20 protein-coding genes and 1 pseudogene are annotated in these 24,327 nt (G+C 43.3%); all 21 read left to right on the top strand.

Annotated features, from left to right (window positions below; all coding sequences use genetic code 11):
• The first annotated feature begins 10 nt into the window (after positions 1 to 10).
• Positions 11 to 772, top strand: a complete 762-nt coding sequence (locus AB5213_RS06945; RefSeq protein WP_368276555.1) for a CFI-box-CTERM domain-containing protein — start codon at positions 11 to 13, stop codon at positions 770 to 772.
• Positions 773 to 1,020: 248 nt separating this feature from the next.
• Positions 1,021 to 1,752, top strand: a complete 732-nt coding sequence (locus AB5213_RS06940; RefSeq protein ID WP_055260573.1) for a ClpP family protease — start codon at positions 1,021 to 1,023, stop codon at positions 1,750 to 1,752.
• A 143-nt stretch (positions 1,753 to 1,895) separates the two neighbouring features.
• Positions 1,896 to 4,550 (top strand): DNA translocase FtsK, encoded by a 2,655-nt coding sequence (locus tag AB5213_RS06935; RefSeq protein ID WP_227084772.1) that lies wholly within the window; start codon positions 1,896 to 1,898, stop codon positions 4,548 to 4,550.
• 32 nt (positions 4,551 to 4,582) lie between these two features.
• Positions 4,583 to 6,250: a formate--tetrahydrofolate ligase gene (locus AB5213_RS06930; RefSeq protein ID WP_117823884.1), complete on the top strand. Its 1,668-nt coding sequence runs from the start codon at positions 4,583 to 4,585 to the stop codon at positions 6,248 to 6,250.
• Positions 6,251 to 6,283: 33 nt separating this feature from the next.
• Positions 6,284 to 7,657: a chitobiase/beta-hexosaminidase C-terminal domain-containing protein gene (locus AB5213_RS06925; RefSeq protein ID WP_173690653.1), complete on the top strand. Its 1,374-nt coding sequence runs from the start codon at positions 6,284 to 6,286 to the stop codon at positions 7,655 to 7,657.
• A 293-nt stretch (positions 7,658 to 7,950) separates the two neighbouring features.
• A complete protein-coding gene (locus tag AB5213_RS06920; protein WP_022219898.1) occupies positions 7,951 to 9,132 on the top strand; it encodes an iron-containing alcohol dehydrogenase in 1,182 nt (393 codons plus the stop codon).
• A 294-nt stretch (positions 9,133 to 9,426) separates the two neighbouring features.
• Positions 9,427 to 10,314, top strand: a complete 888-nt coding sequence (locus AB5213_RS06915; protein WP_368276554.1) for a sulfide/dihydroorotate dehydrogenase-like FAD/NAD-binding protein — start codon at positions 9,427 to 9,429, stop codon at positions 10,312 to 10,314.
• Positions 10,314 to 11,699: an NADPH-dependent glutamate synthase gene (gene gltA / locus AB5213_RS06910; RefSeq protein ID WP_022219900.1), complete on the top strand. Its 1,386-nt coding sequence runs from the start codon at positions 10,314 to 10,316 to the stop codon at positions 11,697 to 11,699. The genes AB5213_RS06915 and gltA overlap by 1 nt, the downstream gene beginning before the upstream one ends.
• A gap of 255 nt (positions 11,700 to 11,954) precedes the next feature.
• Entirely contained in the window at positions 11,955 to 12,629 is a 675-nt protein-coding gene (locus tag AB5213_RS06905; protein ID WP_022219901.1) for an HAD family hydrolase, read from the top strand.
• 2 nt (positions 12,630 to 12,631) lie between these two features.
• Positions 12,632 to 14,674, top strand: a complete 2,043-nt coding sequence (locus tag AB5213_RS06900; protein ID WP_173685379.1) for a UvrD-helicase domain-containing protein — start codon at positions 12,632 to 12,634, stop codon at positions 14,672 to 14,674.
• A gap of 39 nt (positions 14,675 to 14,713) precedes the next feature.
• Entirely contained in the window at positions 14,714 to 15,193 is a 480-nt protein-coding gene (gene rlmH, locus AB5213_RS06895; RefSeq protein WP_022219903.1) for a 23S rRNA (pseudouridine(1915)-N(3))-methyltransferase RlmH, read from the top strand.
• A 53-nt stretch (positions 15,194 to 15,246) separates the two neighbouring features.
• Positions 15,247 to 15,825, top strand: a pseudogene (locus tag AB5213_RS06890) (IS607 family transposase); the annotation flags it as partial.
• A complete protein-coding gene (locus tag AB5213_RS06885) occupies positions 15,773 to 16,936 on the top strand; it encodes an RNA-guided endonuclease TnpB family protein (protein ID WP_055297353.1) in 1,164 nt (387 codons plus the stop codon). The pseudogene AB5213_RS06890 and the gene AB5213_RS06885, both read left to right, overlap by 53 nt.
• Positions 16,937 to 17,119: 183 nt before the next feature.
• The gene (locus tag AB5213_RS06880; protein ID WP_368276553.1) at positions 17,120 to 17,950 is read left to right on the top strand and encodes an MBL fold metallo-hydrolase; all 831 of its coding nucleotides are present in this window, start codon (positions 17,120 to 17,122) and stop codon (positions 17,948 to 17,950) included.
• Between the two features lie 335 nt (positions 17,951 to 18,285).
• Entirely contained in the window at positions 18,286 to 18,501 is a 216-nt protein-coding gene (locus AB5213_RS06875; protein ID WP_008370804.1) for a ferrous iron transport protein A, read from the top strand.
• Positions 18,502 to 18,690: 189 nt separating this feature from the next.
• Positions 18,691 to 19,494, top strand: a complete 804-nt coding sequence (locus tag AB5213_RS06870) for a hypothetical protein (protein ID WP_349095856.1) — start codon at positions 18,691 to 18,693, stop codon at positions 19,492 to 19,494.
• 100 nt (positions 19,495 to 19,594) lie between these two features.
• Positions 19,595 to 19,837, top strand: a complete 243-nt coding sequence (yqfC, locus tag AB5213_RS06865; protein ID WP_022219963.1) for a sporulation protein YqfC — start codon at positions 19,595 to 19,597, stop codon at positions 19,835 to 19,837.
• Between the two features lie 6 nt (positions 19,838 to 19,843).
• The gene (locus AB5213_RS06860) at positions 19,844 to 21,103 is read left to right on the top strand and encodes a sporulation protein YqfD (RefSeq protein WP_082428356.1); all 1,260 of its coding nucleotides are present in this window, start codon (positions 19,844 to 19,846) and stop codon (positions 21,101 to 21,103) included.
• A 3-nt stretch (positions 21,104 to 21,106) separates the two neighbouring features.
• Positions 21,107 to 22,114 carry a PhoH family protein gene (locus tag AB5213_RS06855; protein WP_022219964.1) on the top strand — a complete coding sequence of 336 codons (1,008 nt, stop codon included), beginning with the start codon at positions 21,107 to 21,109 and terminating at the stop codon, positions 22,112 to 22,114.
• Positions 22,111 to 22,605: an rRNA maturation RNase YbeY gene (gene ybeY / locus AB5213_RS06850; RefSeq protein WP_008370797.1), complete on the top strand. Its 495-nt coding sequence runs from the start codon at positions 22,111 to 22,113 to the stop codon at positions 22,603 to 22,605. Before AB5213_RS06855 ends, ybeY begins: the two co-directional genes overlap by 4 nt.
• Positions 22,606 to 22,628: 23 nt before the next feature.
• Positions 22,629 to 24,299: a polysaccharide biosynthesis protein gene (locus AB5213_RS06845; RefSeq protein WP_173686651.1), complete on the top strand. Its 1,671-nt coding sequence runs from the start codon at positions 22,629 to 22,631 to the stop codon at positions 24,297 to 24,299.
• Positions 24,300 to 24,327 lie beyond the last annotated feature (28 nt).

The raw sequence follows: 24,327 nt of genomic DNA, 5'->3' as shown, positions 1-24,327 counted from the left end.
AGGAACCTGAATGAATCAGAGTATACAGAATGGACTGAATGACCTGTTTGACCAGATTATTCCGATTTCCGGAGATTTCAATAAAAAGACTTATGCGGATTCGTTTAAAAATGCATACGAGAAGTATAAGTCGCTTTTTACTGAGATTGCACAGGAATGCGAGAATTCGGAAGACAGACAGGAAGAGATTGAAGAGATTGCTGCTGTTCTGCCGGATAGAATGCGGGAAGTACTGGATCAGGAAAGTTCAAAAAGAAAAAAAGAAAATGTACTTATGAAATATAATCTGGGCATGGTTACGTATGTGATCCCGATGTTCCGTTATGGCAGAATGGATGCTTGTGAAGAGATTGTAGACTGCATGATCGAACGCTGGAATGATCATGATCTGGAACTAAAGATCAGTAAATCGGAATTCGAGCAGATCCAGGGAGGCTTCAAATCACGTCTCTGCTATATTACTACAGCCGTATGTGCAAGTCTTGGCAAACCGGATGACTGTTACGAACTGAATCTGATGAGAAGATACAGAGATGAATATCTGGTGAATCAGAAAGGCGGCGAAGAAATTGTTGCCGAGTATTACGATATTGCTCCGACAATCGTAAACCGGATCAACCGGATGGAAAATTCAGAAGATGTATATGTAGATATCTGGAGCCGTTATCTTCACCCATGTGTTTCCATGATCGAATCCGATAATCTGGAGGCATGCCGCAAGATTTATACGGATATGGTATATAGCCTGCGCAGGAAATATTTATTTTCATAATGTTTAAATCAAAGAGAATGTGCCGAGTCGCATTCTCTTTTGCATATACAGTGAATCAGGTACAGATTTGTGTCGGTACAAGAATCTGCGATTCATTTCTGTGGCGAAAATCCTGCATATTTTCATAAGCATTGTCCATACTAAGCTAAAAAGAACGGAGGAATGCGGCAATGAAGATACAGGAAGAAACGGATGTAAAAGAATACCAGATACGCAAGAAAAAGAGCAGGGAACAGACTGTAGAAAATATGGAAAATAAAGAAAAGGCAGTCAGAGAGACAGAGCCGGAAACCACAAAGGAAGAAGATGAACATGTTAAAGAAATGGGAATGCTTTCGCTTGACCGACGTCGGAATCATCAGATCGAGCTACTCACGATCATCGGCGAAGTAGAAGGGCATGAGACGGTTTCCGGCAGTACAAAGGCAACCAAGTATGAGCACCTGCTTCCAAAGCTGGCACAGATTGAGAACAGTGTTCAGACTGATGGTGTGCTGATTCTCTTAAATACACTGGGCGGAGATGTGGAGGCGGGACTTGCGATTGCGGAAATGATCGCGTCCTTAAGCAAACCGACAGTATCTCTGGTACTTGGAGGGTGTCATTCTATCGGTGGCCCTCTTGCTGTGTCGGCAGATTATTCTTTTATTGTTCCAAGTGGGACGATGATCATTCACCCGGTGCGGACAAGCGGAATGTTCATCGGTGTGGCACAAAGCCTGCGGAATATTGAAAAGACGCAGGACCGGATCACCGGATTCCTTGCAGAGCATTCCGGAATGTCACAGGAGCGGATTGAAGAACTGATGCTGGATTCCACACAGCTTGTCAAAGATGTGGGGACAATGCTGGAAGGGAAACGTGCAGTGGAGGAAGGACTCATTGATGAAGTTGGCGGAATAAGAGATGCATTAAATAAATTGCATGAAATGATTGATGAAAAAATGGAAAATACTGATAAAAATTATGAGATGACATAAGGCGAAGAGGATGCTATAATAAAATAGTATGTACAAGTATACACTTTTGATGACTGATTCCGGATACTATATCTGGGGAGAGAGGAGAAGGAATCGGTCATTTGATTACAAGATAAAGAGTATAAATACAAGGGGGAAGTTTGATGGCTTCAAAGACAACCGGAACAAAGAAAAATGCAAAGCAGAGCACGGCGAAAAAGCGGCAGCCTACGAAGAAGACAAGTGCAAAGTCTGCAAAATCTGCGAAGACAACCAGAAAGAATACCACATCAAAAGCTGTGCCGCAGGAAGAATCATTTCTTGCAACGGAGATTCTGATCTGGGTGACACTTGCGGTAGGGATTCTGCTCACAATCAGCAATTTCGGACTTGCAGGTGCATTTGGAAGAAAGATTGCAGCACTGCAGCAGGGAATGATGGGTTGGATGGCGTATGTATTTCCACTGCTTTTATTTTGTGGAGTCGCGTTTGTGGTTTCCAATAAAGGAAACAGGATCGCATATATTAAGACTGTTGCAGGCGTTGTATTACTGGTTCAGTGCTGTGTGCTCTTTGAACTGATCGATGAAAAAGGCGGATCTGTCGGAAAGGCAATTGCGGTCAGACTGGTGCCGGCAATCGGTAAAGTGGGTACATATGTTGTCGTGATCATTTTAATGGTGATCTGTGTAGTCCTTATCACAGAAAAGTCTATTCTAAAAGGAATGAAGATCGGCGGGGAAAAAGCGTATGACCGTGCCAGAGAGGACATGCAGAAGCGTAAAGAAGAGGCTGAGGAACGCAGGGCAAGGCGGGAAGCTATGCGTGTTGATTATCAGGTAAGCGGCGTTTCCTTTAATTCGACAGTTGGAGGAAAAGAGAACGAGGCAGAAAAAGCAGAAGAAAAAGCCGGAAAAGAAGCAAAGGAAAGCACAGAAAAGAAAGCTACCAGACGCAGCCGGAAGGATATGAGCAGCGTGCTTGCCGGTGCAGAAGAAGCGGCTGCAAAGCACATTATGGAACAGACTGGGAAAATTGCACTAGATGATGTAGTGATCAATCGTGCGATGCCCCTTTCCGCTACAGAGCTGATCCCGGATCCGGAACCGGTTCCCCTTGAGCCGGTGAAAGAAAAACTCCCGAAGTTCTTAAAAGGAGCGATGCAGGAAGCAGAAAAAAAGACGGAGTCCGGTAAAGATATACAGACAGATGTGGCTGAAGAAAATTTATCAGCGGGGCAGACAGAAGACGGAATAATAAGACAGGTCTCCGGAAATTCAAAAGTTAAGGCAGATATCCCAAAAGAGGTGGCTGCTGTTGCAGATACGATTGCAAGAAGTGAGAAACCGGTCAGGGAATACCGCTTTCCACCTCTTAGTCTGTTGAAGCATGGAAGTAAAACCTCCGGAGATTCGGATGCGCATCTGCGGGAGACAGCAGCAAAGCTCCAGAAGACACTTCAAACCTTCGGTGTGAATGTTACAATCACTAATATCAGCTGCGGACCTTCTGTCACACGCTATGAGTTACAGCCTGAGATGGGGGTGAAAGTCAGCAAGATCGTAGGACTTGCGGACGACATCAAGCTGAACCTGGCGGCGGCTGATATCCGTATTGAGGCACCGATCCCGGGAAAAGCAGCGGTCGGCATTGAAGTTCCGAATAAGGAAAATACTGCAGTTATGCTGCGTGATCTTCTGGAATCAGATGAATTTAAGAAAAGTAGATCACGGATCGCATTTGCGACAGGTCGTGACATTTCAGGTAAAGTGGTGGTATCAGATATCGCAAAGATGCCGCATCTGCTTGTCGCAGGAGCTACCGGATCCGGTAAATCTGTCTGTATCAATACGATCATTATGAGTATTATCTACAAAGCAAAACCGGAGGATGTGAAACTGATCATGGTAGATCCAAAGGTGGTGGAATTAAGTGTATATAATGGAATTCCACATCTGATGATCCCGGTTGTAACGGATCCGAAGAAGGCAGCAGGAGCTTTGAACTGGGCGGTTGCGGAAATGAACAGACGTTATCAGCTTTTTGCCGAGTATAATGTCCGTGATCTGAAAGGTTACAATGATAAAGTCGAGAACATTAAAGATATTGATGATCCGAATAAAGCACAGAAACTTCCACAGATTGTAATCATCGTAGACGAACTTGCAGACCTGATGATGGTTGCACCTGGAGAAGTAGAAGAGGCAATCTGCCGTCTGGCACAGCTTGCGCGTGCGGCAGGACTTCATCTGGTTCTTGCAACGCAGAGACCATCGGTTAATGTCATTACTGGTCTGATTAAGGCGAATATGCCATCAAGAATAGCATTTTCTGTATCATCCGGTGTGGATTCCCGTACCATCATTGATATGAATGGCGCGGAGAAGCTGCTTGGAAAAGGCGATATGTTGTTCTATCCGGCTGGCTATCAGAAGCCGGTACGTGTTCAGGGGGCTTTTGTTTCTGATAAAGAAGTCCAGGCAGTGGTTGATTTCCTAAAAGAGAACAGCGGAGGCGCAGCCTACAGTGAAGAGATCCAGAAGCAGGTGAATAGTAATCAGAATGTATCTGCGGGAGGAGCATCTTCCGAGGACGACAAAGATGTCTACTTTGTAGATGCAGGAAAGTTTATCATTGAAAAAGACAAAGCATCGATCGGAATGCTCCAACGGGTGTTTAAAATCGGGTTTAACCGTGCGGCGCGGATTATGGATCAGCTTGCCGAGGCGGGAGTCGTAGGAGAAGAAGAAGGTACCAAACCAAGAAAAGTACTGATGTCTATGGAACAGTTTGAGCAATACATAGAAGAATCAGTTTAAGAAACGCAGAAGAAAAAAGGGAGGATATAATTATGAAGACAGACATTCAGATCGCACAGGAGGCAGAGATGCTCCATATTCGCGAGGTTGCAGCAAAGGTTGGAATTGAAGAGGAAGACCTTGAGTTTTACGGCAAGTATAAGGCAAAATTATCGGATGAACTGATGGAAAGAGTAAAAGACAGACCAGATGGAAAGCTGGTACTTGTTACTGCAATCAATCCGACTCCGGCGGGAGAGGGGAAGACGACGATTACCGTTGGACTTGGAGAGGCAATGGCAAAGCTCGGTAAAAAAGCTCTGATCGCTCTGCGCGAGCCATCGCTCGGACCTTGCTTTGGAATTAAAGGCGGTGCTGCCGGTGGCGGTTATGCACAGGTTGTACCGATGGAAGATCTGAATCTTCATTTTACCGGAGATTTTCATGCAATCACATCGGCAAATAACCTGCTTGCAGCTCTTCTTGACAACCATATCCAGCAGGGAAATGCTCTTGGAATCGATCCGAGACAGGTTGTGTGGAAACGGTGTGTAGATATGAATGACCGTGTACTGCGTAATGTAGTAGTTGGTCTTGGAAATAAAATGGACGGAATGGTAAGAGAGGATCATTTTGTGATCACGGTTGCGTCCGAAATTATGGCAATTTTATGTCTGGCAGACGATCTGGAAGATCTGAAAAAACGTCTTGGCAGAATCATTGTTGCCTATACATTTTCCGGAGAACCGGTTACAGCTGACCAGCTTCATGCAACCGGTGCAATGACAGCACTGTTAAAGGATGCGATCAAGCCGAATATTATCCAGACTCTGGAACATACACCGGCATTGGTACACGGTGGCCCGTTCGCAAATATTGCACATGGCTGCAACAGTGTACGTGCAACCAAGATGGCACTTAAGCTGAGTGATATCACGATCACAGAAGCGGGATTCGGTGCGGATCTGGGTGCAGAGAAGTTTATGGATATCAAGTGCCGTATGGCGGGACTGAAACCGGACGCTGTAGTTCTGGTTGCAACGGTACGTGCATTAAAATACAATGGTGGCGTGCCAAAAGACGAACTGAACGAAGAAAATCTGGATGCTCTTGCAAAAGGAATTGTAAATCTTGAAAAGCATATTGAGAATCTGCAGAAATTCGGCGTTCCGGTTGTGGTTACCTTGAATTCATTTGTCAGTGATACTGAAGCAGAATACGAATTTATCCGTAAGTTCTGCGAAGACAGAGGCTGCGAATTTGCCCTTGCAGAAGTATGGGGTAAAGGCGGAGACGGCGGAAAAGAGCTGGCAGAGAAAGTATTACAGACTCTGGAGACAAAAGAAAGCCATTATCATCCGATTTACAGTGATGAGTTATCAATTGCAGAGAAGATCGAGACAATCTGCAAAGAGATTTACGGGGCAAAGAGTGTTGTATATGAACCTGCTGCAAAGAAACAGCTTGCACGAATTGAATCAATGGGCTTTGGCAAGTTCCCGGTATGTATGGCAAAGAACCAGTATTCTCTGTCCGATGATGCGAAGCTTCTTGGACGTCCGGAGAACTTTGATATCCATATCCGTGAAGTCTATGTAAATGCAGGAGCAGGATTTGTTGTTGCTCTTACCGGAGCAATCATGACCATGCCGGGTCTTCCGAAAGTACCTGCAGCAAATGGAATTGATGTAGAAGACGGTAAAATTACCGGATTGTTCTAAAAGAAGTATGATACCAGAAGGAGACGAAAGACAATGAAATGTATGCACTGTGGAGCAGATTTGCCTGAAGATCAGTTGATCTGTCCTAGCTGCGGCAGGGAAATACAGATCGTGCCTGATTATAACCCACTTGATGATATGCTGACTGCTCAGTTAAAAGGAGGCATTACACAGACAATGTCGGTTCATCTGGGTGAGCAGGAAAAGCAAGATGTCAGCTATTCTGGTGCGGCAAATCCGGTATATGAAAGACGGGAAAGTGTTGGAGGAGAGACCAGGTGCGTGGGAAATTCGGGAAGTGTTGGTCGCCGCCAGCAGGAAACTGTGACCAGGCGTGGAAGAGATGCGGTGGTCAGACGCAGTGATGTCAGACCGGCTACCGGACGTGTGGGTCAAAGAGAAGATGCGCGGGAACAGACGAGAAGAGCGTATGAAGAAGAACGCAGATTGCGGCGTATGCGGGCAGAAAAGAGAAAAGAGCGCGCCAGAAAAAAACGCCGGAAAATGCTGCTTATGCTACTGGCGGGGTGTATTGTTCTGGCAGGACTCATTTTCTTGTTTTATCAAAATTCATATACCGGAAAAGTAAAGAAAGGATACCGGCTTCTGGCAGCTTCCGAATATGAGAACGCACTCACTGTATTTGAAAAAGCAGCTTCTGGAAGTCCGAAGAAAGCAGAAGCTTATACAGGGATTTCAAAGGTTTATATTGCCAAGGATGATCTGGATCAGGCAGAAGAAGTTTTTACAGATGAGATTGCAAAGCAGTCCGGAAATGCAGAAATTTATCGTGCAGCGGTAGAATTTTATATTGATACCAAACAGGAAGAAAAGGTATCACCGCTTCTGAATGCATGTACCAGTGATACGGTTCTTGAAGCACTGAAGGATTATGTGTCAGATGAACCGGAGTTTAGTCTGGATGAGGCAGAGACATATGATGAAGTGCAGGCACTGGAACTGACCGGAAAAGGAAAAGCAATCTACTATACGACAGACGGTTCAGAGCCGACAACTTCAAGTACGAAATATACGGAACCGATCAAGATCGGTGAAGGTGAGACGACGGTGAAAGCAATTTCTGTTAATAAGAAAGGAATTCCAAGCCTGACAGAAAGTAAAACTTATAAAGTTGAGTTCCCGATTGCAGATGCGCCGGCGGTGACTCCATCGACCGGGCAGTATAACCATGTCCAATCAATCAGTGTAGTTGTACCGGATAAGTATACGGCATATTACACGACGGATGGATCAGATCCGGATCCGGAGAATAATTCTGCGACGCAGGAGTATACCGGGCCGATCGTAATGCCGGCGGGAAGTACGATTTTCAGCTTTGTTCTGCAGGACCAAAAAGGCAGATTAAGTGATGTCACAAGAAGAAATTATGAACTGAATACAGATTAAAACCCGATTTTAAGAAGAGAGTATGCCGAGCCGTCTGCTTGTCAGAGCAGACTGGTAAAGCGTACTCTTTTTCGATTACTTTCATTTGTGGATAACTTGCGTAAATATGTGAAATATATCACAAATCAAATATTTTGTGAATAGAGTGTGGATAATATGGTTTATTAAAAATGTATAATTGTATGGAAATAAATACAATCTATTTGTGGTAAAATATTGCAAAAAGGATAGAATTGAGATACAATGTGATTGTCAAAAAGATAACATACTTTAAGGGCGAAGGAGTGTTTGAAATGAGCAGATTTACATTACCAAGAGATATTTACCATGGAAAAGGATGTCTTGAAGAACTGAAGAACCTGAAAGGAAAAAAAGCAATCCTGGTTGTCGGAGGAGGTTCCATGAAGCGTCAGGGATTCCTCGACAGAGCTGAGAACTATCTGAAGGAAGCAGGAATGGAAGTAAAGCTTTTTGAAGGTGTTGAGCCAGATCCATCTGTTGAGACCGTTATGAAAGGTGCAGCAGTTATGCAGGAGTTCCAGCCGGACTGGATCGTAGCTATGGGTGGCGGATCGCCGATTGATGCCGCAAAAGCAATGTGGGCATTCTACGAATATCCGGATGTTACATTTGAAGATCTCTGTATTCCGTTCAACTTCCCGGAATTAAGAACAAAAGCAAAATTTGCTGCAATTCCGTCAACATCAGGAACAGCAACAGAAGTAACAGCGTTCTCCGTTATTACCAACTATCAGACCGGAGTAAAATACCCACTTGCCGATTTTAATATTACACCGGACGTTGCAATTGTAGACCCGGATCTTGTCATGGGTCTCCCGGTAAAGCAGGTTGCTTACACAGGTATGGATGCACTGACACATGCGATCGAAGCTTATGTATCTACATTGAACTGTCCATTTACAGATCCGCTTGCACTGCAGGCGATCGAGATGGTTCTGGATTACCTTCCGGCATCTTACAAATGTGATATGGTAGCAAGAGAACAGATGCATTATGCACAGTGTCTTGCAGGAATGGCATTTTCTAATGCACTTCTTGGAATCGTACATTCTATGGCACATAAGACAGGTGCGGCATTCTCAACCGGACATATTCCGCACGGATGCGCAAATGCAATTTACCTTCCATATGTAATTAAATACAATGCAAAAGATCCGGTCGCTGCAAAACGTTATGCAGAAATCGCACGCAGAATGGGACTTCCGGGTACATCTGAGAAAGCGCTGATCAACAGCCTGTGTGCAAAGATCGATGCATTTAATGTAGAACTGAATATTCCGAAGACACTGAAAGATTTCGGTATTGACGAAGCAGAATTCAAAGAAAAAATTGCAAAGATTTCAGAACTTGCAGTTGGTGATGCATGTACAGGATCCAACCCACGTCCGATCGATCCGGCAGCTATGGAAAAACTTTTCAACTGTACATATTATGGAACAGAAGTAGATTTTTAAAAAAGAGAATACAGTTCTTACAGAGACAGACGGACTCAATATTGACCGTCTGTCTCATTTTTATATCCGGTCAGCAGGTACAAATTCGTGCCGGCACAAGATTTAATACGGTTGAAAAATTTGGTAATCGGAAGAATTTTGGCAGATTTATAGAAGAAATATTAGTACTTATAGATAAAAAAGATAGTTATATTTATGACATAAATAATTTTTTAACAAATTAAAAAGAAATACTTGCTATTTACTTTGCAATAATTTATCATAAAGAGAGTAAATATTTTAGGAGGCAATGCAATGTACAAGATAAGAAAAGCTGAAAAACTGGCTGATAAGATTTATCTTATGGATGTAGAAGCACCACGTGTGGCAAAGCACTGTGAGCCAGGACAGTTCGTAATTGTCAAGATGGATGACAAGGGGGAAAGAATTCCGCTGACAATCTGCGATTATGACAGAGAAGAAGGAACAATTACCATCGTATTCCAGACAGTAGGAGCATCTACTGAGAAGATGGCACAATTAAAAGCAGGAGACTCTTTCAGAGATTTCACAGGACCGCTCGGATGCCCATCTGAATTGATTTCAGAAGATATTGAGAGTTTGAAGAATAAAAAGATCTTATTTGTAGCCGGTGGTGTTGGTGCAGCCCCTGTATACCCGCAGGTTAAATGGATGCACGCACATGGGATCGATGTAGATGTTATCGTTGGTTCTAAGACAAAAGATATGCTGATTCTCGAAAAAGAGATGGAAGCAGTTGCAGGAAATTATTACCTATGTACAGATGACGGTACATACGGACATGCAGGTATGGTAACAACAAAGATCGAAGCACTTGTTGCAGAAGGTAACAAGTATGATGTCTGTGTTGCAATCGGTCCGATGATCATGATGAAATTCGTATGTCTGCTCACAAAGAAACTCGAAATCCCGACTATCGTCAGCATGAACCCGATCATGGTAGACGGAACAGGTATGTGTGGTGCATGCCGTCTCCACGTAGGCGATGAAATCAAATTTGCATGTGTAGACGGACCGGAATTTGACGGACATCTCGTTAACTTTGATGAAGCAATGAAGAGACAGCAGATGTATAAGACTCAGGAAGGCAGAGCTATGCTGAAATTACAGGAAGGTGACACACATCACGGTGGATGCGGTCATTGCGGAGGTGACGAATAATGGCAGACGTATTAAAGAAAGTACCTGTAAGAGAACAGGATCCGAAGGTACGTGCAACAAATTTTGAAGAAGTATGTTATGGATATAATCAGGAAGAGGCAATGGAAGAAGCAAGCCGTTGCATCAACTGTAAGAATGCTAAATGTATTCAGGGATGCCCGGTAGGAATCAATATTCCTGCATTCGTTCATGAAGTAAAAGAAGGCAATATCGAAGAAGCATATAAGATTATCGGACAGTCTTCTGCACTTCCTGCTGTTTGTGGACGTGTATGTCCTCAGGAATCACAGTGCGAAGGAAAATGTATCCGTGGTATCAAAGGAGAATCTATTTCTATCGGTAAGCTGGAAAGATTCGTTGCTGATTACGCTCTGGAGCATGACATCAAACCGGTTGGAGCTGACAAGAAGAACGGACACAAAGTTGCCGTTATCGGTTCAGGCCCTGCAGGACTTACCTGTGCAGGCGACCTTGCAAAGCTTGGCTATGATGTAACTGTATTTGAAGCACTTCATGAACTCGGTGGAGTACTTGTATATGGTATTCCGGAATTCCGTCTTCCAAAACAGAAAGTCGTTGCAAAAGAGATCGCAAAAGTAAAAGAGCTTGGTGTTCACTTTGAGACAAACGTTGTAATCGGTAAATCTACTACAATTGATATGCTGATTGAAGACGAAGGATTCGAAGCAGTATTTATCGGATCAGGAGCAGGACTTCCAAAATTCATGGGAATCCCGGGAGAAAATGCCAACGGTGTATTTTCTGCAAATGAATACCTGACAAGAAGTAACCTTATGAAAGCGTTTGATGATTCTTATGATACACCGATCGCAGCTGGTAAGAAAGTTGCAGTTGTTGGTGGTGGTAACGTAGCAATGGATGCTGCAAGAACAGCACTTCGTCTTGGAGCAGAAGTTCATATCGTATATCGTCGTAGCGAAGAAGAGCTTCCGGCCCGTGTAGAAGAAGTTCATCACGCAAAAGAAGAAGGTGTACAGTTCGACCTACTGACAAACCCGGTAGAAGTCCTTGAAGAAGATGGATGGGTAAAAGGAATCAAATGTGTTCGTATGGAACTTGGTGAACCGGACGCATCAGGAAGAAGACGTCCTGTACCGGTTGAAGGTTCTGAATTCGTGATCGATGTTGATACAGTTATCATGTCACTCGGAACATCACCGAACCCGCTGATTTCTTCTACAACAGAAGGACTGGAAGTTAACAAGTGGAAATGTATCGTTGCAGACGAAGAACACGGAAAGACTTCTAAAGAAGGCGTATACGCAGGTGGAGATGCCGTAACAGGTGCAGCTACAGTAATCCTTGCTATGGGAGCCGGAAAAGCTGGTGCAAGAGGTATCGACGAGTATCTTTCAAATAAATAAGGGTTATGACCGCAGTTTCCTTTGATAGGGACTGCGGTTTTTGTATAGGTTGTGTAGACCACTTTGAAAAAAATAATCGTTCCAATTCAAGTTGTGCAAAGGGGAGAAAACTGGCGGTTATAAAGGGCGGAGAAATAGACGCTGGTTTGTGTGTTTTGGCTGATTTTAAAGGAGGTTTGGAGATTAGGGTTTCTGGACAAGAAGAGTTAAAAATGGTACAATAAAAAAAGTATTATTTTGTGAAAGAGGGTTATTATGAAGTATAAATATATCTTATTTGACTTGGATGGGACGATTACGGAATCGGGACCGGGGATCATGAATTCGGTGGAGTATGCGCTGAATAAAATGAACCGGGAGGTTGGTGAGCGGGATACTTTAAAGAAATTTATCGGACCGCCGTTGACGGAATCAATGGAGAAATATTATGGGATGTCTGAGGAAGAGGCACTGCTTGGAGTAAAGTATTACCGGGAATATTATGCGGTGAAAGGCATTTTTGAGAATTCGGTGTATGAAGGGCTTGCGGAGACACTGGAATCCTTGGAGAATGAAGGATATATACTTGCAGTGGCAACATCCAAGCCGGAAGAGTATGCAAAAAGGATTGCAGACAAATTTGACTTTGCAAAATATTTTGCAGGGATTTACGGGGCTACGATGGATGGATCACTGATCCGGAAGGCAGATGTGATCCGGTATGCGTTGGATAACCTGGGCGTAGAAAGGGAGAATTACGATCAGGTCGTTATGGTCGGTGACAGAAATAATGATATCTACGGTGCAAAGGAGAATGGGATCCAGGTGATCGGTGTCCTGTATGGATACGGAGATCTTGCGGAGCTTCAAAGTGCCGGTGCAGATTACATTGCAAAGATGCCGGAAGAGATTGCACAAATCATCGGAAGATGTAATCATGAGAGGGTTTGAATATGAGTAACAGCGACGCAATGAACAGTGAGATTCGGTTTCTGGAAGAGGTTGAAGAGAAACTGAAGACACGCATTACCGAGATCAACGCATCGTTTCTTGAAGGAGAAAAACAGATTGAGAGCATGCATGATTATTATTGGGAAAACTATACGGAAATGGATGAGTATGGTTATGAAAATTATGATAATCAGCAGGCACTTCTCGGAGAAGTTAATGCGAACAATGAGCGTCTGATGAAAAAACAGCGCCTTAAGAAAATGATCGACTCCCCATATTTCGGAAGAGTGGATTTTCTCTTTGAGGGGGAAGAAGAAAGCGAAAGTTTTTACATCGGAATCGGCAATTTTGCGCCTAAGGCAGGAATGACGCCACTGATCTACGACTGGAGGGCGCCAGTGAGCGGTCTTTTTTATGATTATGACAGAGGACAGGCTTCTTATGAAGCACCGGGAGGAACCATTGAAGGGGAGATTACTTCCAAATGGCAGTATAAGATCAAGAAAGGAAAGATGGTTTATGCATTTGAAAGTGACACCAAGATTGATGATGAGATCCTGAAACAGGAGCTTGGAAGTAACGGGGATGTACAACTGAAGAATATTGTCCGTACTATCCAGAAAGAACAGAATGAGATCATTCGGAATGTAAAGGACAAAGTTCTGGTCATTCAGGGAGCCGCAGGAAGTGGGAAAACCTCCGTTGCACTGCACCGGATTGCATATCTTTTGTATCACGACAGGAAAAATTTAAAAGCATCGGATATCCTGATCCTTTCACCGAACAGCGTATTTGCGGATTATATTTCCCACATTCTGCCAGAGCTTGGAGAAGAAAATATCCAGGAGATGAGTTTTGATCTGTTTGCGTACAGAGAATTGAAAGGAATCGTATCGGACTGTGAGGACCGTTATGATTATCTGGAGAAGCTGATCCATTTTCCGGAGATGGGAATCCGGGAGAGCTATTTGAAGAAGCAGTCTGCCGGATTTGTCGGAGAGATGGAAGGCTTTCTGGCAGTTCTGGAAGATCAGCTGATGGATTTTAAGCCGGTTAAGATCCGTACTCTGGAAAAAACCGAAGAGGAGCTGATCCATCTGTTCTATTTCAAATTTCAGGATATTCCGATCCTTGCAAGAATGGATGCGGTGATGGAATATCTGGTGGATGAATACGAGACATTGTATAACCGGAATCTTCCGGAAGATGAGGTAGAAGAGATCCGGGAGAAATTCAACCGGATGTATGTCACCCGTGATATTTACAAAATATATAACTGGTTTTTGGAAGACAATGGGTATGAGACACTGGCAAAAATTCCGTATGAGAACAGAAAGCTCCAGTATGAAGACGTATTTCCGGTACTTTATCTCAAATACCGGATGCTTGGAGGAACCAGACATAAGCATATCAAGCATCTGGTGATCGACGAGATGCAGGATTATTCATATTTGCAGTACGTGGTACTGTCCCGGCTGTTTTCCTGCCGGATGACGATCCTTGGCGACCGGGCGCAGACACTGGACAGTCAGATGCAGGATGTACTGACATTCCTGCCGAAGATTTTCGGACGTACGATCCGCAAGATCATCATGAATAAAAGTTACCGGAATACCATTGAAATCGCAGAGTATGCAGCGAAATTTACCGGGGAAAAGGATCTGGAATATCTGGAGCGTCATGGCAAACCGGTGACCGAAAAGACATTTGATTCGGATGAGGAACTGTTAAATGAACTTATCCGGGAGGCAGATGCCGGAATGGATAAATATGAGACCGCCGCAGTTCTGACGGAGACGATGGACGAGGCGTATACAATGACCAGGATGCTTTCAAACCGTGGACTTCCGGTAAACTGTATTGACCGGGACAGCAGTACCTTTGAAAAAGGCGTGACAGTAACGACTTTCTATATGGCAAAGGGACTGGAATTTGATCAGGTATTCGGCGTGTTCCCGAAGAAAGAAAATCCGATGACCGGGCAGGCAAAATACATCTGTGCAACAAGAGCACTGCATGAGCTTTATATGTATGAAAGGGCATAACTGTACAGACTGATACAGCGAAAGAGAGGAAGGAACAGGATGAAGATAACCGTACTGACGGTTGGAAAAATAAAAGAAAAGTATCTGCGGGATGCGATCGCGGAATATACGAAGAGACTGAGCCGCTACTGCAAGCTGGAGATCATTGAGGTGGCGGATGAAAAGACACCGGACAATGCCAGCGAAAATGCAGAGGAAATGATTCGGCAAAAAGAGGCCGAACGTCTTTTGAAATATATCCGTGAGGATGCATATCTTATTACACTGGAGATAGGCGGAAAGCAGCTGACTTCCGAAGAGTTTTCAGAGAAAATTGAAAAACTTGGCATTCAGGGAACCAGTCACATTATTTTTGTGATTGGCGGATCCATAGGGATCGGGAAGGCAGTTCTGGAAAAATCGGATTATGCACTTAGTTTTTCAAAAATGACATTTCCGCACCAGCTGATGCGTGTAATCCTGCTAGAGCAAATTTACCGTGGATACCGGATCATGTCGGGAGAACCCTATCACAAATAGAAAAGAGGTCATTAACAGTTAAAGATAAATTATAAAATCATATAAGTAGATATGGAAAACTTCATCCGCATCATACTACAGTAAGTGGCTATAGATATTATTCTGATGAGCAACTCAACCAGGTAATAAATGTAAAGCCTAAAAATCGTATTACAATTGGATATTGTCGCGTTTCCAGCCATAAACAAAAAGATGATTTGGAACGACAGATTGATAATGTTAAGACATATCTTTTGGCAAAAGGACAGCCGTTTGAGATAATAAGCGATATCGGTTCTGGGATTAATTATAAGAAAAAAGGACTTCAGGAATTGATTAGACGAATCTCTCAAAATCAAGTTGAAAAGGTTGTTGTTTTATATAAAGACAGGCCATTGCGATTTGGTTTTGAGTTGATAGAATATATCGCTTCACTTTATAATTGTGAGATTGAGATTATTGATAATACTGAAAAATCTGAACAGCAGGAACTTGTTGAAGATCTGGTTCAAATAATCACAGTATTCAGCTGCAAATTACAAGGAAAACGAGCGAGCAAAGCTAAGAAACTTATCCGGGAATTGATGCAGGAGGAAACAGATGGTAAAAGCCATAAAAGTAATGCTGATACCAAACAACGTACAGAAAACTAAGATGTTTCAGTACGCAGGTGCTTCAAGATTTGCTTATAACTGGGCTTTGGCCAGGGAAAAAGAAAATTATGAAAAAGGTGGCAAATTCATTTCAGATTCAGAACTCAGAAAAGAATTTACAAAGCTCAGACATTCTGATGAATACGCATGGCTGCTGAATATTTCAAATAATGTAACCAAACAGGCAATCAAAGATGCCTGTACTGCGTATAAGAACTTTTTCAAGGGTTTGCAAAAATTCCCAAGATTCAAGTCTAAAAAGAGATCAATGCCGAAGTTCTATCAGGATAATGTTAAGATACAATTCAGTAATACCCACGTTAAGTTTGAAGGCTTTTCTTCCAGCAGGAAAGCAAATAAGCAGAAAATGAATTGGGTAAGACTTGCAGAACATGGACGTATTCCAACAGATGTTAAATATATGAATCCGAGAATATCCTTTGACGGATTGAACTGGTGGATCAGTGTATGTGTGGAATTTCCTGATTGCAAGGAAACACTTAATGATGATGGAGTTGGTATAGACTTAGGAATCAAAGATTTGGCTGTCTGCTCTGATGCTGTTAAATATAAGAACATTAATAAGAGTCAGAAGGTAAAGAAACTAGAAAAACAGAAACGCAGATTACAGCGTAGTATCTCTCGTTCTTACGAGAAGAATAAGAAAGGGGAAAGTTACTGCAAAACCAATAATGTAATCAAAAAGGAAAAACTTTTATTAAAACGAAATCACAGATTAACAAACATCCGTAAAAACTATTTGAATCAGACCATATCTGAGATCGTAAATCGAAAACCAAGATTTATCTGTATTGAAGATCTGAATGTCAGCGGAATGATGAAAAATAGACATTTATCCAAAGCAGTTCAGGAACAAGGATTTTTTTGGTTTAGAAAACAGCTTGAATACAAATGCAGTGATAAAGGGATCCAGCTTATTGTGGCTGATCGGTTTTATCCATCATCAAAGCTTTGCAGCTGTTGTGGAAATATCAAAAAAGATTTGAAATTATCTGACAGGGAATATAGATGTGAGTGTGGGAATATAATTGACAGAGATTTCCAGGCATCAATAAATCTTAAGGGTTATGGAGAACGATTTGCAAGCTGACACTGAAACGTTAATGCAAATATGTACGGATACGTTAGTCCGGAATTTACGCCTATGGAGAGTACAAGAACTTGTGAGTAGATAGATATTTATATCATCAAAAGCATACTCATTGAAGTAGGAATGAAACATAGAAGTTTGTAACTTTTTATAAGTTTTCAGTAACGGCTGATTCATATGAAGATGGTAGTATTAGTAGAAAACAGTTCCAGATGCAGACTTTGTGCAGAACATGGACTGTCGGTTTATATCGAATATGAGGGAAAGACGTACCTTCTGGATACTGGCGCAACAGCGCTCTTTGCAGAAAATGCAAAGGAGCTGGGGATTGATCTTTCGAAAGTAGATACGGCGTTTTTATCCCATGCACATTATGACCACAGTGGCGGTTTCGAGGAGTTTTTTAAGGAGAATGACAAAGCAGCGGTCTATATGCAGGAGACGTCTGCTGAGAACTGTTTTTACCGGACAGAAGGAAAAGATAAATATATTGGAATTCCGCAGCATCTTCTGGAAAATTATAAAGAGCGGTTCCGTCCGTTAAATGCAGTCTGTGAAGTTGAAAAAGGCGTCTGGGTCGTACCGCATTTTACCGGCGGTCTGGATGAGATGGGACGCAGGGCGCACATGTACCGGAAAATCGGTGAAGAGTTTATTGCAGATGATTTTGCACATGAGCAGAGTGTGGTTTTTGAGACGGGAAAAGGACTGGTGATATTTAATAGCTGTTCCCATGGGGGAATTGTCAATATTGTGCGAGAAGTGCAGATGGCACTCGGCGGGCAAAAGGTCTATGCGGTTGTCGGTGGATTTCATATGATGAAGCTTTCGGGCATGGATACACTTGCCATACCAGAGGAAGAGGTTGTGGAAACTGCGCAGGAATTGAAAGGGCTTGGCGTAGAGGAAATCTATACCGGTCACTGTACCGGAAATATTGCATTCGGGATTCTGAAAAAAGAACTTGGCGAAATGGTACATGCACTTGGAACAGGGGAAACGGTGATATTTTAAATGAAGGAAGTCCCAGGATTTATCACGGGTAATGAGTTGATAGATCCTGGGGTTTTTGTCTTGTTACATTGCTTCTTTTATGAGTATGACTTCAGGTTCGGTCATTGCATAAGCATCCAGAACTTCATCCAGCTCGTCTGCCTTGATCAGATTTTCTTCCAGAACTAGCTTATAGTGAGAGTGATAAAACAGAAGTTGAATTCTGAAAATAATTGTTAAATATGGCTATTGAATGGAATTGTGTATATAATAACTAAAAAACATTGCCGTTGACTAACCAATATGAAAGCGAGTATACTGTAGTAAAGTCAAAGGAGAAAAAAGAAGGTGTAAAAATGCAGGCATTATCAACAGCTGTTCCGGGGAAATGGTACACGATCAAATGGATGTTCGGAGTACCGGAGGTGCTGGAAAAATTAAAGGAATTCAAAATCAAAGAGGGCAGCGAAATCCATGTGATCCAGAATGATGCCAGTGGTATGATGATTATAGCATCTGACCAGAAGCGGTTCGCTATCAGCCAGGATGCCGCCGCGAGAATTCAAGTATAACAAAGAAATGAAAAATCGATCTTACAATCACAGGAAAAGTAGGATCGATTTTTTTGTATATCCGGATCATGGAGGAGCCAGTCTGTTCGATTTTATAAAGTTTTCACAGAATAACGGATTGTTTTCAGCTGCGATTGAAGATATAATACTTTTATGTAACAAAATAGAAGCGCGAAAGAGGGAAAACAAATGTTAGAAATTATTTGTCTTATATGGCTTTGGCGTGTGAATGGAAAGCACGCGATAGAAAGAGGACAGAATCCAAAAAAATATCGTGCATTGACACTGGGATTGTGGTTTGGCCTTGAATTTACCGGTACTTTTGTCGGAGCCTGGCTGATGCAGCTTTTGAATGCAGGTGATAATGCATTTTACGGGGCATATTTTTTTGGAATTATCGGAGCTGCAATTGGCGGTTTCACTTCTTACTGGGTTGCAAAAAAAGCACCGATGGGAAATTACAGACCAGAAGACCAGCCAAATGGATGGAATAATCAGTCAGGTGGATGGAATCAGAGCCAGAACGGCTGGGATAATCAGCAAAATGGATGGAACCAGAATCAGAACAGCTGGGATAATCAGCAAAATGGATGGAACCAGAATCAGAACGGCTGGAATAATCAGCAAAATGGATGGAACCGGAATCAGAACGGCTGGGATAATCAACAGAATGTCTGGGGACAGACACAGCAGGAACCGGATTGCCTTTTTGCTCCGGCAACGATCCGTATTATCGAAGAAGAGGGCGGTTATAACGGCGGACAGGATGCATTTTTCTTAAATGGCAGACCCATCTGTTCTCTGCAGCCGGGCAGTGAATATACCTTTACAACTTACGCAAAGAAGAATGTGCTTACGATTGGCAGACCGACACCGGAACCGTCAGATGAGACAACGGTATTAAAGTTTATTGCCGGAGAAAAAGGTCAGATCGAAATTCATGCATGTGCGGGAAGAATGCTCCCGGGAAAATTCAGTAATTATACAGCATAGGAATATTATGTGGTTCTGAAGCATACACTGTCAACAAAACGGTATATGCGGCAATATGAGACAGAGATCCGAACAAGAAGACGGGACACGAAGGTATCGCATGGCAGATGCAGCAAATTTGCCGAAGGATGTGGTGCTGGGTGTCCCGATTCTGACTCTTACAGGGCATTATGAAGTGAATATAGAGAATTACCGTGGAATTCTGGAATATACCGAACAGCTGATCCGTATAAATGTACGTAGCGGGCAGATTCGCATCACAGGGAAATCACTTGAGATCAACTACTATACAACAACCGATATGAAGATTACCGGAAAGGTAGAGAAAATTGAGTATTCTTAGGAAGGGATGACGAAGATGCTGCGATATATTCTGAATAATCTTGCCGGATACCTGCGCATCAGAGTCGAAGGATATTCACCGGAACGTTTTTTAAATCTTTGCTGTTATCATGGGATTTTTCTCTGGAATCTGAGACCGGCAAAAGGGGCATATGAGATGAATATCCGCGTCCGGGATTTCCGCAGACTGCGACCAATGGTCAGGAAGAGCAGGGCAAAGGTACGGATCATCCAGAAAAGAGGAGCCCCGTTTTTTATACATAAATACCGTGGACGGAAGCTTTTTTTTACAGGATCGGTCATCGCAATCTGTCTGATCTTTCTGCTTTCTTCTTTTATATGGAGGATTCAGATTGATGGAAACCTTGCAAGGACAGATGAGGTTTTGCTTTCTTTTCTGACGGAAAAAGGAATTGCCTGTGGAATGGCAAAAAAGAATGTAGACTGTGACCGGATTGAAAAAGATATTCGTATGGAATACGACGATATTATCTGGGTTTCAGCCTATGTTCATGGGAGTTGTCTGAAGATTAAAGTCAGGGAGAATCCTGACCGGAAGGAGCTGCAGACAGAAGCTGAGGCGGAAGCGCCGATGGATATTGTGGCAGAAGCGGACGGGATCATTCAGAAGATCATTACACGAAAAGGGAATCCGCTTGTCCGGGAAGGCAGTGAGGTAAAAAAAGGAGAGATCCTTGTGAGTGGAAGTGTGGAAGTAAAGAATGATTCAGATGAGGTGACAGGATACCAGTACCGGGTATCGGATGCAGACATAATAGCACAGACAACGGTTGCGTATACAGATATTCTTGACAGGATGCATCCGGTATGGAAAGATACCGGCAAGAAGAGCTGGAGGTTCTGGATAGAAACACCGGGAAGGCTGTATCTTTTTGGAAGGCGGGAATTACCTTACCCGGAATATAATGCGCTGACCTGCAGATATATCCTGTATTTGGAGAGACATTTTCCATTTCCGGTCTCGGTAAGAGTTGAACGGAGCAAAGAGAGCAGAAAAGAGGAGATTTCTTATACAGACAGGGAAGCAAGAGAAATTCTGTCCTATAATTTTGAGAAGTTTTGCGCCCGATTAGAGAAAAAAGGGGTTCAAATTTCAGAGAATGATGTTAAAATATACAGGGAGACGAACCGGTATTCGGCAAAGGGGAAACTGGTTTTATCCGGACCGTTCGGAATTGTACAAAAAGGAACGGTACATGAACTGCCGAAGGCAGATGCAGAAAATATACAGCAGGAAGGAAACTGATTTATGGGAATTCTTGAGACCATGATAGACATACCGGCTGAACATGAAAAAAATGTGTTTGGCCAGTTCGATATATTTGCAAAAAAAATTGAGAGAGCTTTACATGTTACACTGATCGCGCGAAATGGAAAGGTGAAAGTCCTTGGAGAGGAAAAGAATGTAGAGAGGGCGCAGCAGGTATTGTCGCAGCTTACCGAGCTTTCCAGGCGCGGAAACACGATCCAGGAGCAGAATGTAGACTATGCCCTGTCCCTTACGATGGAAGACAGCGCGGAAGATATTCTGACAATTGATAAAGACCTGATCTGTCATACACTTCAGGGAAAGCCAATCAAACCAAAGACGCTCGGACAGAAGAAATATGTGGATGCGATCCGGGAAAAGATGATTACCTTTGGCCTTGGCCCTGCCGGAACCGGTAAAACTTATCTGGCGATGGCAATGGCAATCACGGCGTTCAAACGCAATGAAGTGGGGCGTATCATTCTGACACGTCCGGCAATTGAAGCAGGAGAAAAGCTTGGCTTTTTGCCGGGAGATTTGCAGAGCAAGATCGATCCATATTTAAGACCACTTTATGATGCACTCTATCAGATCATGGGAGCAGAAAGCTTTATCAAGAATTCAGAAAAAGGGCTGATCGAGGTTGCGCCTCTTGCCTATATGCGAGGCAGAACCCTTGACAACGCTTTTATTATTCTGGATGAGGCGCAGAATACCACACCGGCGCAGATGAAGATGTTCCTGACACGTATTGGTTTTGGATCCAAAGTCGTGATCACCGGAGACTCTACACAGAAAGACCTTCCGGCAGGACAGACATCCGGACTTGATGTGGCAGTGAGTGTAGTCAAGAATCTGGAAGATATTTCGATTTGCCGTCTGACCAGCCGGGATGTTGTCAGACATCCGCTGGTACAGCGAATTGTTAAAGCGTACGAGGAATACGAGCAAAAGCAGGAACAGAAAAAATCCCACACTAGAGACAGAAAGAAACGAGGAACAAGATGAGACTATTTTTAGAGGATGAGGGAGCATTGGATTTAAAGCTGCCTTATGAAGAACTGGCGACAAAAGTTGCAGATGCAGTCCTGGATTATGAGAAGTGCCCATACGAGGCGCAGGTAGAACTTCTTCTTACGATGAATGAGGAGATCCGACAGATGAACCTGGAATTTCGCGGAATCGACCGTGCAACCGATGTCCTGTCATTTCCGATGACGGAATTCCCGTCACCGGCTGATTATGCATATCTGGATACAGATGACAGTTCATTTGATCCGGAGACCGGAGAACTGATGCTCGGCAATATTGTGATTTCCAAAGAGCGCGCAAAGGAGCAGGCAGAAGAATATGGTCATTCGGTAGAACGTGAATTTGCTTTCCTTATTGCGCACAGTATGTTGCACTTGTTAGGTTATGACCATATGGAAGATGAAGAACGGCTCGTGATGGAAAAGAAACAGCGGGAAGTTCTGGAGATGCTGGGAATTACAAGATAGATAAAAGTATGAGGTTTTAACGTATGGGTAAAAAGAAAAAATCAAAAGGCGGCAGTTTTCTGATGCAGGGAAGCATCCTTGCGGCAGCCGGTATTATCACAAAGATCATCGGGGCAGTATACCGGATCCCGATGCTCAATATTATGGGGCTTAAAGGACAGGGCTATTATGATATGGCATTTCAGGTGTATTCTATTGCTCTGATCATTTCGTCTTACAGTCTGCCGGTTGCGGTATCAAAGCTGGTGTCTCTCAAAATGGCGGCAGGAGAGCGGAAAAATGCATTCAGGGTATTGAAGGCATCACTGATCATAGCTACGCTATCTGGTGTCACGATCATGGTGATCGTATTTTTTGGAGCAGAGGCGATCGCAGAATATCTGATGGGAGCCAAAATGAGCTGCTATTCTTTGAAGGTGCTTGCTCCCGGACTTCTGATCTGTGCGATTATGGCAGTTTTTCGTGGCTATTTCCAGGGGATGGGAACGATGATCCCGACTGCAATTTCGCAGATCATTGAACAGCTTCTCAATGCGATTGTCAGCGTTGTAGGTGCAGCCGTTCTTCTGGAAAATGGAAAACAGATGGCTAAGGTGCAGGGGAATAACCTTTTGGGACCAGCCTATTCCGCAGCAGGAGGTACACTTGGTACAGTAGCCGGTGCGCTGATCGGTCTGCTGTTCTTACTGTTCTGCTATGTGGCATTCCGCAAGCCGATGATGCGGCAGATGAAGCGGGATACCTCGAAAGAACTGGATGATTACCGTGCGATTTTCAAGATCCTGATTCTGACGATCGCACCGATCATTTTAAGTACAACAATTTATAACAGTGCAAATGTTATTGACAGTGCAATGTTCAATAAGATCATGGGTGCACAGGGAACTAGTGAGGCGGTCTGTGCAGAGCTTCTTGGTAAATTAGGACAGTATTATACCCTGTTTAACGTACCGCTTGCCGTTGCGAGTGCATTGGGATCATCTGTGATCCCGGGGCTTGTAAGCGCGGCAGAGAATCATGACAGAAGACTGTTACATAACCGGATTTATACAGTTATCCGTTACACGATGCTGATCGCGATTCCAAGCGCATTTGGATTCTTTGCACTTGGTCAGCCTATCATGGATTTCCTGTGGCCGAATGTAGATAATGTAACACAGGGAATTATGCTGAAGATCGGAGCAATTTCTCTGGTATTTTATTCACTTTCAACCGTTACGAATACAGTGCTTCAGGGTCTGGACCGTATGATGGAACCGGTAAAAAATGCAATGGTATCCCTGATACTACATATTGTATCTCTGTTTATTATGCTTGTTATGTTCAAATGGGGCATTTATGCACTGATTGGAAGTAAGATTGTGTTCTCTTTATGCATGTGTATCATGAATGCACATGATATCCGTGAAGCATGTGGATATCTTCAGGAGAGCCGTAAGACTTTTGTTATTCCGTCTATCGCCGGAGCTGTTATGGCAATTTTGGCATGGGCAGTGCATTTCGTACTTGACACCTTCATCGGAGGAAGAATCGCAACCCTGATCGCCCTCATCGTGGCAGTAGCGGTATACGCAGTCGTTCTCCTTAAAATGGGTGGTATGTCCGAAAAAGAACTCCTCAGTCTCCCAAAAGGTCACCAAATTGTAATAGTCTGCAAAAAATGCCATTTATTAAAAGAACGCAGATATTACTAAGCTGTGGAGGATTTGGTATCACAACCTA

The organism is Coprococcus sp. RTP21204st1_G4_RTP21204_210225 (genome assembly GCF_040915385.1).
Lineage (GTDB): Bacteria > Bacillota > Clostridia > Lachnospirales > Lachnospiraceae > Allocoprococcus > Allocoprococcus comes.
This window is presented reverse-complemented; position numbering and strand designations above follow the sequence as displayed.

Coding starts and splice junctions, on each gene's coding strand:
- AB5213_RS06860 (WP_082428356.1), top strand. CDS start 19,844: ATGACGAAGATGCTGCGATATATTCTGAATAATCTTGCCGGATACCTG.
- AB5213_RS06915 (WP_368276554.1), top strand. CDS start 9,427: ATGTACAAGATAAGAAAAGCTGAAAAACTGGCTGATAAGATTTATCTT.
- AB5213_RS06930 (WP_117823884.1), top strand. CDS start 4,583: ATGAAGACAGACATTCAGATCGCACAGGAGGCAGAGATGCTCCATATT.
- rlmH (WP_022219903.1), top strand. CDS start 14,714: ATGAAGATAACCGTACTGACGGTTGGAAAAATAAAAGAAAAGTATCTG.
- AB5213_RS06920 (WP_022219898.1), top strand. CDS start 7,951: ATGAGCAGATTTACATTACCAAGAGATATTTACCATGGAAAAGGATGT.
- gltA (WP_022219900.1), top strand. CDS start 10,314: ATGGCAGACGTATTAAAGAAAGTACCTGTAAGAGAACAGGATCCGAAG.
- AB5213_RS06855 (WP_022219964.1), top strand. CDS start 21,107: ATGGGAATTCTTGAGACCATGATAGACATACCGGCTGAACATGAAAAA.
- AB5213_RS06940 (WP_055260573.1), top strand. CDS start 1,021: ATGGAAAATAAAGAAAAGGCAGTCAGAGAGACAGAGCCGGAAACCACA.
- AB5213_RS06885 (WP_055297353.1), top strand. CDS start 15,773: ATGGTAAAAGCCATAAAAGTAATGCTGATACCAAACAACGTACAGAAA.
- AB5213_RS06845 (WP_173686651.1), top strand. CDS start 22,629: ATGGGTAAAAAGAAAAAATCAAAAGGCGGCAGTTTTCTGATGCAGGGA.
- AB5213_RS06935 (WP_227084772.1), top strand. CDS start 1,896: ATGGCTTCAAAGACAACCGGAACAAAGAAAAATGCAAAGCAGAGCACG.
- AB5213_RS06875 (WP_008370804.1), top strand. CDS start 18,286: ATGCAGGCATTATCAACAGCTGTTCCGGGGAAATGGTACACGATCAAA.
- ybeY (WP_008370797.1), top strand. CDS start 22,111: ATGAGACTATTTTTAGAGGATGAGGGAGCATTGGATTTAAAGCTGCCT.
- AB5213_RS06880 (WP_368276553.1), top strand. CDS start 17,120: ATGGTAGTATTAGTAGAAAACAGTTCCAGATGCAGACTTTGTGCAGAA.
- AB5213_RS06925 (WP_173690653.1), top strand. CDS start 6,284: ATGAAATGTATGCACTGTGGAGCAGATTTGCCTGAAGATCAGTTGATC.
- AB5213_RS06905 (WP_022219901.1), top strand. CDS start 11,955: ATGAAGTATAAATATATCTTATTTGACTTGGATGGGACGATTACGGAA.
- AB5213_RS06945 (WP_368276555.1), top strand. CDS start 11: ATGAATCAGAGTATACAGAATGGACTGAATGACCTGTTTGACCAGATT.
- AB5213_RS06870 (WP_349095856.1), top strand. CDS start 18,691: ATGTTAGAAATTATTTGTCTTATATGGCTTTGGCGTGTGAATGGAAAG.
- AB5213_RS06900 (WP_173685379.1), top strand. CDS start 12,632: ATGAGTAACAGCGACGCAATGAACAGTGAGATTCGGTTTCTGGAAGAG.
- yqfC (WP_022219963.1), top strand. CDS start 19,595: ATGGCAGATGCAGCAAATTTGCCGAAGGATGTGGTGCTGGGTGTCCCG.